Raw genomic sequence first — 13,996 nt, forward strand, 5'->3', positions numbered from 1 at the left:
CGAGCAGACGATCGACCCGCTGACCCCGATCCTCAGCGAGACCTGGGACGCGGACCGCTCCTGGACCCTCGACACCTACGTCGCCGGCGGCGGCTGGAAGGGCCTCGCGAAGGCCCTCGCGCAGCCGCCCGCGGACGTCGTGCAGGTCGTCAAGGACTCGGGCCTGCGCGGCCGGGGCGGCGCCGGGTTCCCCACGGGCATGAAGTGGGGCTTCCTGCCCGCGCCCGACGGCGGCCCCCGCTACCTCGTCGTCAACGCCGACGAGTCCGAGCCGGGCACGTGCAAGGACATCCCGCTCATGCTCGCGAGCCCCCAGCTCCTGATCGAGGGCGTGGCCATCACGTCCTACGCGATCGGGTGCGACCACGCGTTCATCTACGTGCGCGGCGAGGTCCTGCACGTGTACCGCCGCCTGCTGCGGGCGGTCGAGGAGGCCTACGCGGCCGGGTACCTGGGCAAGGACATCCAGGGCTCGGGCTTCGACCTCGACGTCACGGTCCACGCCGGTGCGGGCGCGTACATCTGCGGCGAGGAGACCGCGCTGCTCGACTCGCTCGAGGGCCTGCGCGGCCAGCCGCGCCTCAAGCCCCCGTTCCCCGCGGTCGCGGGCCTGTACGCGCGGCCCACGGTGGTCAACAACGTCGAGTCGGTCGCGAGCGTCCCGGCGATCGTCACCGAGGGCGCCGACTGGTTCAAGAGCATGGGCACCGAGCGCTCGGCGGGCCACGGGCTCTTCTCGCTGTCGGGCCACGTGGTGCGCCCGGGCCAGTACGAGGCGCCGCTCGGCATCACGCTGCGCGAGCTCCTCGACATGGCCGGCGGGATCCGCGGCGGCAACCGCCTGAAGTTCTGGACGCCCGGCGGGTCCTCGACGCCCCTGTTCACCGACGCGCACCTCGACACCCCGCTCGACTACGAGTCGGTCGCCGCGGCGGGCTCGATGCTGGGCACGCGAGCGCTGCAGATCTTCGACGAGACCACGTGCGTCGTGCGGGCCGTGAGCCGGTGGATGGACTTCTACGCGCACGAGTCGTGCGGCAAGTGCACGCCGTGCCGCGAGGGGACCTACTGGCTCAAGCAGATCCTGCGCCGCATCGAGACGGGTACCGGCACCGAGGGCGACCTCGACGTCCTGCTCGACACGTGCGACAACATCCTCGGCCGCGCGTTCTGCGCGCTCGGGGACGGCGCCACCTCGCCCGTCACGAGCAGCATCGCGCTGTTCCGCGAGGAGTTCGAGGCGCACATCACCGGGCGCGGCTGCCCGTTCGACCCGTCGGCCGCGGCCCTGTTCGACTACACGCCCCGGCGTGCCCCGCAGGCCCTGACAGCAGGAGCGCACTGATGACGACCACGACGCCCGGCCCGTCGAGCGCGGTCGCGGCGGGAGGCGCGAAGCCCCCCGCCCGCCCCGACGACGTGTCGTTCACGATCGACGGCATCGAGATGGCCGTGCCCAAGGGCACCCTGGTCATCCGCGCCGCCGAGCAGGTCGGCATCCAGATCCCGCGGTTCTGCGACCACCCGCTGCTCGCCCCCGCGGGTGCGTGCCGCCAGTGCCTCGTCGAGGTCGCGACCCCCGACCGCGAGGGCAACGTCCGCCCCATGCCCAAGCCGCAGGCCTCGTGCACGCTCGAGGCCACGCCCGGCATGGTCGTCAAGACGCAGCACACGTCCGCGGTCGCCGACAAGGCGCAGCACGGCGTCATGGAGCTCCTGCTCATCAACCACCCGCTCGACTGCCCGGTGTGCGACAAGGGCGGCGAGTGCCCCCTGCAGAACCAGGCCATGAGCAACGGGCGCGCGACGAGCCGCTTCGTCGACGTCAAGCGCACCTTCCCCAAGCCCATCGCGATCTCGACCGAGATCCTGCTCGACCGCGAGCGCTGCGTCCTGTGCCAGCGCTGCACGCGGTTCTCCGCGGAGATCGCGGGCGATGCGTTCATCGACCTGCAGAAGCGCGGCGCGCAGCAGCAGATCGGCCGCTACGACGCGAACGTCCTGGGCTTCGCCGACGGCGAGACCGAGCAGGCCGCCCCCGCGGGGGCCCTGCCCTACGGTGCGCAGGCCGGGTTCGAGGCCCCCGTCGGGGCCGCCCTCGAGGACGAGTCGGGGAGGCCCTTCGCGTCCTACTTCAGCGGCAACACCGTGCAGATCTGCCCGGTGGGTGCGCTGACGGGTGCCGCGTACCGCTTCCGGTCGCGGCCCTTCGACCTGGTCTCGACCCCGGGCGTGGGCGAGCACGACGCGTGCGGGTCCGCGATCCGCGTCGACCACCGTCGCGGCGTCGTGCTGCGGCGCCTGTCGGGCGAGGACCCGCTGGTCAACGAGGAGTGGATCACCGACAAGGACCGCTTCGCGTTCCACTGGCAGGACGCACCGGACCGCCTGGCCCACCCGCTCGTGCGCGACCGCGAGGTCGACGCGCAGGGCCGGGTCACGCGCGGCGAGCTGCGTCCCGCGAGCTGGGCCGAGGCCCTCGAGGTCGCGGCCGACGGCCTGGCGCAGGCTCGCGCGGCGGGCGGCGTCGGGGTGCTCCCCGGCGGTCGCCTGACCGTCGAGGACGCCTACGCGTACGGCAAGTTCGCCCGGGTCGTCCTGGGCACCAACGACGTCGACCACCGCGCTCGCGTGCACTCGGCCGAGGAGGCCGAGTTCCTGGCCCACCGCGTCGCGGGCACGGGCCTGGGCGTGACGTTCGAGGAGCTCGAGAAGGCCCCTGCGGTGCTCCTCGTGGCCCTCGAGGCCGAGGAGGAGGCGGGCGTCACGTTCCTGCGCCTGCGCAAGGGCGTCCAGAAGCGTGGCCTGCGGGTCTTCTCCCTCGCCCCCTTCGCGAGCCGGGGCGTGCAGCGCCTCGACGGCACGCTCCTGCGGGCGGCCCCGGGTACGGAGGCCGAGTGGCTCACCGTGCTCGCCTCGGGCGCGCAGACGCTGTTCGGCCACGACGGCGCCGTGGGCCCCGACGTCCCCGAGTCGGTCGACGAGCCCGCCGAGGTCGCGGCGCTGCGGGACGCGCTCGCGCAGCCCGGCGCCGTGATCCTCGTGGGCGAGCGCCTCGCCGGGGTGCCCGGCGGCTACTCGGCGCTGGTGCGCCTCGCCGAGGGCACCGGGGCTCGCCTCGCGTGGATCCCTCGCCGGGCGGGGGAGCGCGGCGCGGTCGAGGCAGGGACGCTGCCGGGGCTCCTCCCGGGCGGACGCCCCGTGCCCGACGCCGCAGCGCGGGTCGACGTGTCCGTCGCCTGGGGCGTCGAGCACCTCCCCGAGGCGCCCGGTCGTGACACGGGCGGCATCCTCGACGCCCTGTCCGTGGGCCAGCTCGACGGCGTGCTCGTCGGCGGTCTGCACACCGACGACCTCCCCGACCCCGACCACGCCCGCCGGGCGCTGGGCGCCGCCGGGTTCGTCGTGTCGCTCGAGGTCCGCGCGTCGGACGTCACAGAGCTCGCGGACGTGGTCCTGCCCGTGGCGCCGCCGGTCGAGAAGGCCGGGGCGTTCGTGAGCTGGGAGGGCCGGGTGCGGACCTTCGAGGCCGCGCTCGCCACGACCGCGATGCCCGACCACCGTGTCCTCGACGCGCTCGCCGACGCGGCGGGTGTCGCGCTCGGCACCCGGACGCTCGGCGAGGTCCGGGACGAGATCGACCAGCTCGGCACGTGGGACGGGGAGCGCTCGGCAGCGCCTGCCGAGGCCGCCGCCGAGCCGCCCGCCGTCGCACCGGGCACCGCGGTGCTCGCGGGGTGGCGCCTGCTGCTCGACGCAGGACGCGGGCAGGACGGCGAGCGGTTCCTCGCCGGCACCGCCAAGCGACCCGTCGCCCGGCTGTCCGCGACGACCGCCGCCGCGGCCGACCTCTTCGAGGGCGACGTCGTGCGCGTCTCGACCGACCGCGGGTCGATCGAGCTGCCGGTCGTGATCACCGACATGGTCGAGCACGTCGTGTGGCTCCCGCTCGGCTCGCAGGGGTCGAAGGTCTACCGTGACCTCGGCGTCGCCCCAGGGGCGCTCGTCCGCATCGAGCCCGCCGCCGGGTCCGCGTCCGTCGCACGGGCCGCAGAGTCCGCAGCACCCACCCAGCGCACCGACGGGGGAGCATCATGACAGGCCTGCTGAACCTGGTCTCCGGGGCGGTACTGGTCTCCGAGACCCCGGGCGTGCCCGGGATCAAGGCCGACTTCTCGCAGGACAACGGCTGGACCTACCTGGTCAAGGCCGTGCTCATCATCGTGTTCCTGCTCACGAGCGTGCTCATCGCGATCTGGTTCGAGCGCAAGGTCGTGGCCCGCATGCAGGTCCGCCCCGGACCCAACGTGCACGGTCCCTTCGGCCTGCTGCAATCGCTCGCGGACGCCATGAAGCTGCTGCTCAAGGAGGACCTCACGGTCTCCGCGGCGGACAAGTTCGTGTACATCCTGGCGCCCATGATCGCGGTGTTCTGCTCGCTGCTGACGTTCGCGGTCATCCCGTTCGGGCCGAACGTCACGATCCCGTTCACCGACTACTCGACACCCGCACAGCTCACCGACTTCCCCGTCGCGGTGCTCTACATCCTGGCGTGCGCCTCGGTGGGCGTGTACGGGATCGTCCTCGGTGGCTGGTCGTCGGGCTCCACCTACCCGCTGCTCGGCGCGGTCCGCTCGACGGCCCAGGTCATCAGCTACGAGCTCGCGATGGGCCTGGCCCTGGTGAGCGTCTTCATCATGGCCGGCTCGATGTCGACCTCCGAGATCGTGGACTCCCAGACCAGGGTCTGGTGGGCGCTCATCCTCATCCCGAGCTTCGTCATCTACATCATCGCGATGATCGGCGAGACCAACCGCCTGCCGTTCGACCTCCCGGAGGCCGAGGGCGAGCTCGTCTCGGGCTACATGACCGAGTACTCGTCCATGAAGTTCGCGTGGTTCTTCCTCGCCGAGTACATCAACATGATCAACGTCTCGGCCGTGGCGACCACGCTCTTCCTGGGCGGGTGGCGCGCCCCCTGGCCGCTGTCCGCGATCAACGACGGCATGTTCAACGAGGGCTGGTGGCCCATCCTCTGGTTCCTCGCCAAGGTCTGGGCGTTCATGTTCGTGTTCGTGTGGGTCCGTGGCACGCTCCTGCGCCTGCGCTACGACCAGTTCATGAAGTTCGGCTGGAAGATCCTCATCCCGGCCGCGCTCGCCTGGATCGTCGTGCTCGCGGTCGTCCAGGGCATGATCCGCTTCGGCGACGTCGACAACCGCACGATCCTCGTCGTCGCCGGCGGCCTGTGCGCCGTCGCGATCGTCGCGATCTTCCTGTGGCCCGCGCGCAAGGAACCCGGAGGGGAACCCGGTGCGGCCGGGGGAGCGACGCCGTCGGGCCCCTACCGCAAGGCGACCACCGCCTCGCCCGAGCCCTTCGACGCCTTCGCGGGCGGATTCCCCGTCCCGCCGCTGCCCGGCCAGTCCCTGCCCAGCGCCTCGCGCCGGGCCCGGCGCCTGGTCCCCGAGGGAAGCCCGCCACCCGGCGGCGGCCCCGCAGCTCCCGACGCCCAGGACGAGGAGGTCCCCCGTGGCTGACTACGAGTCGTTGATCCCCCAGAGGAAGGGGCTCGGCGGTCTGCTCGCGCCCGTCGCTGGCTTCGGGGTCACGTTCTCCTCGATGTTCAAGCCGACCGTGACCGAGCAGTACCCGTTCGAGAAGGTGCCGACCAAGCCCCGCTACCACGGTCGCCACCAGCTCAACCGGTACGAGGACGGCCTCGAGAAGTGCATCGGGTGCGAGCTGTGCGCCTGGGCGTGCCCCGCGGACGCGATCTACGTCGAGGGCGCGGACAACTCCGCCCTCCCCGACGGCGCGCACCGCTCGCCCGGCGAGCGCTACGGCAGCGTCTACCAGATCAACTACCTGCGCTGCATCTTCTGCGGCCTGTGCATTGAGGCGTGCCCCACCCGGGCGCTCACGATGACCAACGAGTACGAGCTCACCGGACCGACCCGTGAAGGGCTGATCTGGGAGAAGGAAGACCTCCTCGCGCCGCTGCGCGAGGGAATGCTCGCCGCCCCGCACCCCATGGTGCCCGGGACGACCGACACCGACTACTACCGGGGAGAGGTGACCGGGCCCGTGCCCGAGCAGATCGACTGGGTGCGTGAGCACCGGCCCGACGACCCGACCCTGCCGCCCGTCGAGGACCCTGCAGCGGCTCGCCGCCCCGAGGTCCGCAAGGTGGTCCGGTGACCGTCAGCGGGGGAGAGGTCGTCCTGTTCTGGGTCCTCGCCCCGCTCATGGTGCTGGCCGCGCTCGGGCTGCTGTTCGCGCGCAAGGCCGTGCACGCCGCGATCTGCGTCGTGTTCGTCATGATCAGCCTCGCGATCCTCTACATCGCGCAGGAGGCTGCGTTCCTGGGCGTCGTGCAGATCGTCGTCTACACGGGCGCCGTCATGATGCTGTTCCTGTTCGTGCTCATGCTCGTGGGCGTCGACGCGTCGGACTCGCTCGTCGAGACGATCCGCGGCCAGCGCTTCATCGGTGTGCTGCTCGGGCTGGGCCTCGGCTCGGTGCTCGTCGGGGTCGTCGCGCAGGCGACGTTCCCACCCTCGGTGGGGCTCACGGCGGCCAACGCCGAGTCCAACCCCGTCGCGCTCGCCCGCATCCTGTTCGCCGACTACGTGTTCGCGCTCGAGGTCGTCGGCATCCTGCTCGTGACCGCGGCCATCGCGGCGCTCGTCCTGACGCACCGGCGCCGGCTGGTGCCGCGCGTCGGGCAGCGGCAGATCTCCGACGCCAAGGTCGCGGCGCTCGCCGAGGGCGGGCTCCTGACCCCGCTGCCGGCGCCGGGCGTCTACGCGCAGAACAACGCGATGGACACCCCCGCGCTCGACCCGCAGGGGCGGCCGATCGAGCACTCCGTCTCGCGCATCCTGCGCATCCGCGGGCAGGAGCGTTCCGCGGGCCGCATCCTCGCCAAGGAGCGGGCCGTGCTCGCCGAGCACGAGCCCGAGCTCGTGAGCAGGCGCTTCCCCGAGCTGTCGGCCGCCACCGACGAGGAGGCCGCCGCGGACCTGTCGGGCGGGTCGACGGTGCCCGCAGAGCCGGGAGGCTTCCCGACCGACACGACCTCCGGGGCGAGCGGACCGACGAGCGGACCAGCGACCGGACCGGCGACCGGGCCGACCGCCGAGCACGGGAAGGAGAGCTGACATGGAGCTGACCAACTACCTGGTGCTCGCCGCGATCCTCTTCGCGATCGGCGCGACGACCGTGCTGCTGCGACGCAACGCGATCATCGTCTTCATGGGCATCGAGCTCATGCTCAACGCCACCAACCTGACGTTCGTGACGTTCGCCCGCATGCACGGGGACCTCCACGGCCAGGTCATCGCCTTCTTCGTGATGGTGGTGGCGGCGGCCGAGGTCGTCGTGGGGCTCGCGATCATCGTGGCCATCTTCCGTACCCGCCGCTCGGCCTCGGTCGACGACGTCAACCTGCTGAAGAACTGAGAGGGCAGGCATGCCAACGGTGACTCTGCTTCCTGCCCTCGCGCACGCCCTGCCGGCCGCGCTGCCGACCCAGGAGATCGTCCCGGCCTCGACGGTCGTGCCGGGGCCGTTCCTGCTCGGCCCGCTGCTGATCCTGCTGCCGCTGCTGGGGGCCGCGATCCTGCTGCTCGCGGGGCGGCGCAGCGACCGCTGGGGCGCGTGGTTCGGGGTGCTCATGTCGGGCGGCGCGTTCGTCGTCGCGCTGGTCGTGTTCTTCTCGATGCTGGGCCTGCCCGCCGACGAGCGGGTGGTCGACCACCGGCTCTTCGACTGGATCGCGGCCGGCGGCCTCGACGTGGGTGTGGGCCTGCGGCTCGACCCGCTGTCCATGACGTTCGTGCTGCTGGTGACGTTCGTGGGCACGCTCATCCACGTCTACGCGGTCGCGTACATGGAGCACGACACGGACAAGCGCCGGTTCTTCGCGTACCTCAACCTGTTCGTCGCGGCCATGCTGGTCCTGGTCCTCGCGGACTCCTACCTCGTGCTGTTCGTCGGCTGGGAGGGCGTGGGCCTGGCCTCGTACCTGCTCATCGGGTTCTGGAACCACGAGCGGGCCAACGCCGTGGCCGCCAAGAAGGCGTTCATCATGAACCGCGTGGGCGACCTCGGCCTGATCGTGGCGCTCATGCTCATGTTCGCGGGCTTCGGCGCGGTCGACTTCGCGACGGTCTTCGCCGACGCCCCGGAGGCGGGCACGGCGCTGCTGACCGCGATCGCCCTCGCGCTCCTGGTCGCCGCGTGCGGCAAGTCGGCGCAGTTCCCGCTGCAGGCCTGGCTCGGTGACGCCATGGCGGGCCCCACGCCCGTCTCGGCGCTCATCCACGCGGCCACCATGGTGACTGCGGGTGTCTACCTGGTCGTCCGCTCGGCGCCCGTCTTCGAGGGGGCCCCGACGGCGCAGCTCGTCGTGGTCCTCGTCGGTGCGGTCACGCTCCTGTTCGGGGCGATCGTCGGCTGCGCCAAGGACGACATCAAGAAGGTCCTGGCCGCCTCGACCATGTCGCAGATCGGCTACATGATGCTCGCGGCCGGGCTGGGGCCCATCGGGTACGCGTTCGCGATCTTCCACCTCGTGACGCACGGCTTCTTCAAGGCCGGGATGTTCCTCGGTGCGGGCTCGGTCATGCACGGCATGGACGACGGGGTCGACATGCGGCGCTTCGGTGCGCTCTCGAGGTACATGAAGGTCACGTGGATCACGTTCGGCCTCGGCTGGCTCGCGATCCTCGGGATCCCGCCCTTCTCGGGGTTCTGGTCGAAGGACAAGATCATCGAGGCGGCGTTCGTGCCGGTCGACGGGCAGGAGTGGCGCGCGTGGGTCTTCGGCGGCGTGGCGCTGATCGGAGCGGGCATCACGGCGTTCTACATGTCGCGCCTGTTCTTCATGACCTTCCACGGGCACAAGCGCTGGAACGACGGGTCGGGCAGCCCTACGGGGCCGCTCTCGACCGACGGTCCGGTGCAGCACCCGCACGAGTCGCCCGCGCTCATGACGGCACCCATGATCGTCCTCGCGGTCGGCTCGGTGGCCCTGGGCGGGCTGCTCGCGATCGGCAACGTGTTCGTCGACTGGCTCTCGCCCGTCACGGGCCACGCGGAGCACGCCGAACCGGTGCTGCCGGTGTGGTCGCTCATCACGCTGACCCTGGTCCTCGTCCTGCTGGGCGTGCTCCTGGCCTGGCGCCAGTTCGCGGCGTCCCGTGTCCCGATCGTCCCGCCGCACGGTTCGGTCCTGACCCGCGCGGCCCGCAAGGACCTCTACCAGGACCAGGTCAACGAGGCCGTGTTCATGCGGCCCGGGCAGTACCTCACGCGGTCCCTCGTCTACGGGGACCGGCAGATGGTCGACGGCGGCTGGATGGGTCTTGCCGGCCTCGTCGGCGCGACAGGGGAGAAGTTGCGCGGCATGCAGAACGGATTCGTCAGGTCGTACGCGGCGACGATGCTCGCCGGCCTGATCGTGATCGTCGCGGTGGTCCTCGCCGTGACCACCGGAACAGGGAGCTGAGGGACCGATGACCACCGAGATTCCCTGGCTGACACTCCTGATCGTCCTGCCGCTCGTCGGTGCGGCCGCCGTCTGGGGGCTGGGCGCCACGTCGGCGCGCAGGCACCTGCGGACCGTCGCCGTCGTGTTCGGCCTCGCCGAGCTCGTGCTCCTGGGCCTGGCGATCAGCGCGTTCGACATTTCGGACGCGGGCACGTACCAACTCACCGAGACGCACGCGTGGATCCCGCAGCTCGGCGTGAGCTACGCGGTGGGGGCCGACGGCGTCGCGCTCCTGCTGGTCGGGCTCGCGGTCCTGCTGGTCCCGCTCGTGATCCTGGCGGCGTGGCGCGAGCAGGACGGCGACCTCGCCAAGCTCCGCCACTACCTGGGGCTCGTGCTGCTGCTCGAGGCGTTCATGGTCGCGGTCTTCGTGGCCCGCGACGTGTTCTTCTTCTACGTGCTGTTCGAGGCCATGCTGATCCCGGTCTACTTCATGATCGGCGGTTTCGGGGGCGGGGCGCAGAGGCGCTACGCGGCCGTGAAGTTCCTGCTCTTCTCGCTCGCGGGCGGGCTCGTCATGCTCGTCGCGGTCATCGCGCTGTACCTCAACGGTCCGGGCGGCGAGCAGGGCTTCCTGACGCAGAACCTGGTCGACCACCTCGCCGCGAACCCGCTGGCGGTGAGCACCGAGAGGCTGCTCTTCCTGGGCTTCTTCCTGGCCTTCGCGATCAAGGCGCCGCTCTTCCCGGTCCACACCTGGCTGCCCGACGCCGCCGAGCACGCCCCCGCGGGCACCTCGACGCTCCTCGTGGGTGTCCTGGACAAGGTGGGCACGTTCGGCATGCTGACCCTGTGCCTGCCGCTCTTCCCGAACGCGAGCCGGTGGGCCGCGCCGGTGGTCGTGGTGCTCGCGGTCGTCTCGATCCTGTACGGCGCGCTCATGGCGATCGGCCAGAGCGACATCATGCGGCTCATCGCGTACACGTCGGTGTCGCACTTCGGCTTCATCGTCCTCGGGATCTTCTCGTTCACGTCGCTGAGCGTCTCCGGGGCCTCGTTCTACATGTTCAACCACGGGATCTCGACGGGGGCGCTGTTCCTGCTCGCCGGGTTCCTCGTCGCGCGGCACCCGGCGCGCTCGCAGCGTCTGGCCGACTACGGCGGGCTCCAGCGGGTCACGCCGGTCCTCGCGGGGACGTTCCTCGTGGCGGGCCTGTCGGCGCTGTCCCTGCCCGGCCTGTCGACGTTCGTCTCGGAGATCATGGTGCTCGTGGGGACGTTCTCCCGCAGCCACCCGGCAGCTCTCGTGGCCGTCCTCGGTGTCGTCCTCGCAGCCCTGTACGTCCTGCTGACCTACCAGAAGGTCTTCACGGGCAAGGCCCCGCACGACCTCGTGGGGACCCCGGACCTCGGTGCGCGCGAGAAGTGGGTCGTCGCGCCCCTCGTCGTGGCCCTGCTCGTCCTGGGCTTCTACCCGGCTCCCGCGCTCGACCTGGTCCGCGAGCCGGCGGACGCGACCATGACGGCCGTGGGGCTCGAGAACCCGCCCACCACCCCTGATCTCCTCAGCGTTGAAGGGAGCGACTCGTGACCCCCGCAGCCGCCTTCGTGGCCCCCGTGATCGAGTGGGCCTACCTGGTCCCGGTCCTCGTCGTCCTGGGCGCCGGTGTCGTCGGGGTGCTCGTCGAGGCCTTCGTGCCCGACCGTGCCCGCCGCGTCGTGCAGGTCGTGCTCGCGCTCGCCGCGCTCGCCGGGGCGCTCACCTCGATCGTCCTGCTCTGGCCCGACGTGCTCGCGCAGAACGGCGTGCGGGTCCTGGGCGGTGCGCTCGTGGTCGACCCGTTCGGGCTCGCGGTGCAGGGGATCGTGGTGGTCCTCGCGCTCCTGGCGACGCTCGTGATCGCGGACCGCACCTCGACCAAGCAGGACGCGTTCGCGCCCACGGCCGCGGCCGTGCCGGGATCGGCGTACGAGGACCTGGCGCGCCGCCGCGGCCTCGAGCAGACCGAGGTGTTCCCGCTCGTGCTCTTCGCGGTCGGCGGCATGATGATCTTCCCCGCGACGGGCGACCTGCTGACGATGTTCGTCGCGCTCGAGGTGCTCTCGCTCCCGCTGTACGTGCTCACGGCGCTCGCGCGGCGCCGTCGGCTCCTGTCGCAGGAGGCGTCCTTCAAGTACTTCCTCCTGGGTGCCTTCGCGTCGGCGATCTTCATCTTCGGCGTGGCGCTCGTGTACGGCTTCGCCGGTTCGGTGCGGCTCGCGGACGTGCGTGGCGCGCTCCTGGAGGGTGGCGGCCTCGACGGGATGACGGGCCTCGTGCTGCTCGGCCTCGTCATGGTGCTCACGGGGCTCCTGTTCAAGGTGGGCGCCGCCCCCTTCCACTCCTGGACGCCTGACGTCTACCAGGGGGCCCCCACGCCCGTCACGGGCTTCATGGCGGCCTGTACCAAGGCCGCGGCCTTCGGGGCGCTCCTGCGGGTGCTGTACGTCGTCGGCTCGGCGCTGCCGCCCGACCTCCAGGAGAAGCTCGTGGTCGCGCTGTGGGTCGTCGCGATCCTCACGATGATCGTCGGCACCGTGATCGGTGTGATCCAGACCGACATGAAGCGACTGCTCGCGTACTCGTCGATCGCGCACGCGGGCTTCCTGGTCGTGGCGCTCGTCGGGTTCGGGGAGCTGAGCGGGTTCGGGGTCCGGGCGCTGCTGTTCTACCTCCTGGCGTACGGTCTGGCGACCGTGGGCGCGTTCGCGGTCGTGACGCTCGTGCGCGAGCGTGCCCCGCAGCCCGTCGTGGTCCCTGCCGAGGCGGAGCTCGCGACGGTCGGTGCGGTGCCGGGGGCCGGGACGGGCGGGCCCGCCGGGCCCTCCGGCGAGTCGCCCGACGGCGGAGTCGTCCTGGGGGAGGCCACGCACCTCACGGAGTGGGCCGGGCTGGGCAAGCGGAGCCCGTGGCTCGCGGGCGCGTTCGCGCTCTTCCTGCTGTCGATGGCCGGGATCCCGCTCACGGCGGGCTTCATCGCGAAGTTCACGGCCTTCCAGTCGGCGGTCGCGGTGGGCGCCTGGCCGCTCGCCCTGATCGGTGTGCTGGCCTCGGCCGTCGCGGTCTTCTTCTACGTGCGGGTCATCGTGCTGATGTTCTTCACGCCTTCGCCGCGGGCGACGACGGACGGCTCGTCGGAGGCCGCCACGCTGGCCGGGGCGGACGCGCCGTCCACCGACGGGGAACCGGTCGCAGGGACGCCGGGAGCGACGGGCGGACGGGGGGCTGCCGTGGCCGCGCTCGCGAGCCGTGTCACGGTCGTCCGGTCGGAGGGATTCACGACGATCGCCATCACGATCTGTGTGATCGGCGTCATCCTTCTCGGCGTTTTGCCCTCCTCGGTTCTCGATCTGGCCTTCGAGGCGGCTAAGTTCAGACCGTGACCACTGTGCCACCCGTCTCCACGACGGCGATCCCCCTGACCGATCCGGAGCTCGCCGCGACGCTCACCGCACGCCTCACGACAGTCGAGGCGAGGCTGAGCGACGCCGTCGCGCACTCCGACGGGCTCGCGGACTCCGCGTCCCGCCACCTCGTCAACGCCGGCGGCAAGCGCCTGCGCCCGCTCCTCGCGCTGCTGTGCGCGGAGCTGGGCGACGGTGCCAGGCCCGAGGTGGTGGAGGCGGCCGTCGTCGTCGAGCTCACCCACCTGGCCTCGCTCTACCACGACGACGTCATGGACTCCGCGCCCGTGCGCCGCGGTGCTCCGTCGGCGCACGCCGTGTGGGGCAACTCCGTCGCGATCCTCATCGGCGACCTGCTCTTCGCGCGTGCCGCGTCGACGGTCGCGGCGCTGGGGCCCGAGGCCGTGCTCATCCAGGCACGCACCTTCGAGCGCCTGTGCCTCGGCCAGCTCCACGAGACGACGGGCCCCTCGGCGTCCGACGATCCCGTCGAGCACTACCTGGGCGTCCTCGCGGACAAGACCGCGTCGCTGCTGGCGACCTCGGCCCGTCTCGGCGCGATGTTCGGCGGGTGCGACCAGGCCGTCGTCGAGATCGTCGCCGAGTACGGCGAGAAGCTCGGCGTCGCCTTCCAGCTCGCCGACGACGTGCTCGACCTCGCGTCGTCGGGGGCCGAGTCCGGCAAGACCCCGGGCACGGACCTCCGCGAGAAGGTGCCGACCATGCCGGCGCTGCTGCTGCGCGCCCGTGTCGCGGCAGGGTCGGGCACGGCGGCCGACGCGGCCCTGGTCGACCTCCTCGACTCGGACCTCTCGGGGGACGAGGAGCTGGCCTCCGCGGTCGCGGCCCTGCGGGCGCACGAGGTCCTCGGCGAGACGAGGGCGCTCGCCGTCGGGTGGGCGCGCGCAGCGATCGACGAGCTCGAGCCGCTGCCGGCCGGCCCGGTCAAGGAAGCGCTGGTCGCGTTCGCCCAGGCGCTGGCGGACCGCGCGGCCTGACCCGCATCGTCGGGGCACGAGACACACCGGAGGGCGGTGCGCAGGACCCACGGGTCCG

At 71.9% G+C, this 13,996-nt stretch carries 10 protein-coding genes; all 10 read left to right on the top strand.

Features of this window, described 5'->3' with window-relative positions:
- Nucleotides 1–10: 10 nt before the first annotated feature.
- Genes nuoF through ACFVQ3_RS09475 form a run of 10 tightly spaced genes read left to right on the top strand, consistent with a single transcriptional unit; the run spans nucleotide 11 to nucleotide 13,938 of the window.
- Complete coding sequence (gene nuoF / locus ACFVQ3_RS09430; protein ID WP_387637976.1) at nucleotides 11–1,345, top strand: NADH-quinone oxidoreductase subunit NuoF; 1,335 nt, start codon at nucleotides 11–13, stop codon at nucleotides 1,343–1,345.
- On the top strand, nucleotides 1,345–4,098 hold the full coding sequence (locus ACFVQ3_RS09435; protein ID WP_387637907.1) for an NADH-quinone oxidoreductase subunit G: 2,754 nt from the start codon (nucleotides 1,345–1,347) through the stop codon (nucleotides 4,096–4,098). Before nuoF ends, ACFVQ3_RS09435 begins: the two co-directional genes overlap by 1 nt.
- Nucleotides 4,095–5,540 (top strand): NADH-quinone oxidoreductase subunit NuoH, encoded by a 1,446-nt coding sequence (gene nuoH / locus ACFVQ3_RS09440; protein ID WP_387637910.1) that lies wholly within the window; start codon nucleotides 4,095–4,097, stop codon nucleotides 5,538–5,540. Before ACFVQ3_RS09435 ends, nuoH begins: the two co-directional genes overlap by 4 nt.
- The gene (gene nuoI, locus ACFVQ3_RS09445; protein WP_051703076.1) at nucleotides 5,533–6,201 is read left to right on the top strand and encodes an NADH-quinone oxidoreductase subunit NuoI; all 669 of its coding nucleotides are present in this window, start codon (nucleotides 5,533–5,535) and stop codon (nucleotides 6,199–6,201) included. Before nuoH ends, nuoI begins: the two co-directional genes overlap by 8 nt.
- On the top strand, nucleotides 6,198–7,163 hold the full coding sequence (locus tag ACFVQ3_RS09450) for an NADH-quinone oxidoreductase subunit J (RefSeq protein WP_387637914.1): 966 nt from the start codon (nucleotides 6,198–6,200) through the stop codon (nucleotides 7,161–7,163). Before nuoI ends, ACFVQ3_RS09450 begins: the two co-directional genes overlap by 4 nt.
- A 1-nt stretch (nucleotide 7,164) precedes the next feature.
- Nucleotides 7,165–7,464, top strand: coding sequence for an NADH-quinone oxidoreductase subunit NuoK (gene nuoK, locus ACFVQ3_RS09455; RefSeq protein ID WP_138825647.1), 300 nt, complete (start codon nucleotides 7,165–7,167; stop codon nucleotides 7,462–7,464).
- A gap of 10 nt (nucleotides 7,465–7,474) precedes the next feature.
- Entirely contained in the window at nucleotides 7,475–9,514 is a 2,040-nt protein-coding gene (gene nuoL / locus ACFVQ3_RS09460; protein ID WP_387637916.1) for an NADH-quinone oxidoreductase subunit L, read from the top strand.
- A 7-nt stretch (nucleotides 9,515–9,521) separates the two neighbouring features.
- Complete coding sequence (locus ACFVQ3_RS09465) at nucleotides 9,522–11,087, top strand: NADH-quinone oxidoreductase subunit M (RefSeq protein WP_387637919.1); 1,566 nt, start codon at nucleotides 9,522–9,524, stop codon at nucleotides 11,085–11,087.
- Nucleotides 11,084–12,919 carry an NADH-quinone oxidoreductase subunit NuoN gene (nuoN, locus tag ACFVQ3_RS09470; protein ID WP_387637921.1) on the top strand — a complete coding sequence of 612 codons (1,836 nt, stop codon included), beginning with the start codon at nucleotides 11,084–11,086 and terminating at the stop codon, nucleotides 12,917–12,919. The genes ACFVQ3_RS09465 and nuoN overlap by 4 nt, the downstream gene beginning before the upstream one ends.
- Complete coding sequence (locus ACFVQ3_RS09475) at nucleotides 12,916–13,938, top strand: polyprenyl synthetase family protein (RefSeq protein WP_387637924.1); 1,023 nt, start codon at nucleotides 12,916–12,918, stop codon at nucleotides 13,936–13,938. Before nuoN ends, ACFVQ3_RS09475 begins: the two co-directional genes overlap by 4 nt.
- Nucleotides 13,939–13,996 lie beyond the last annotated feature (58 nt).

The organism is Oerskovia sp. NPDC057915 (genome assembly GCF_042887685.1).
In the GTDB taxonomy this organism is placed as follows: Bacteria; Actinomycetota; Actinomycetes; order Actinomycetales; family Cellulomonadaceae; genus Oerskovia.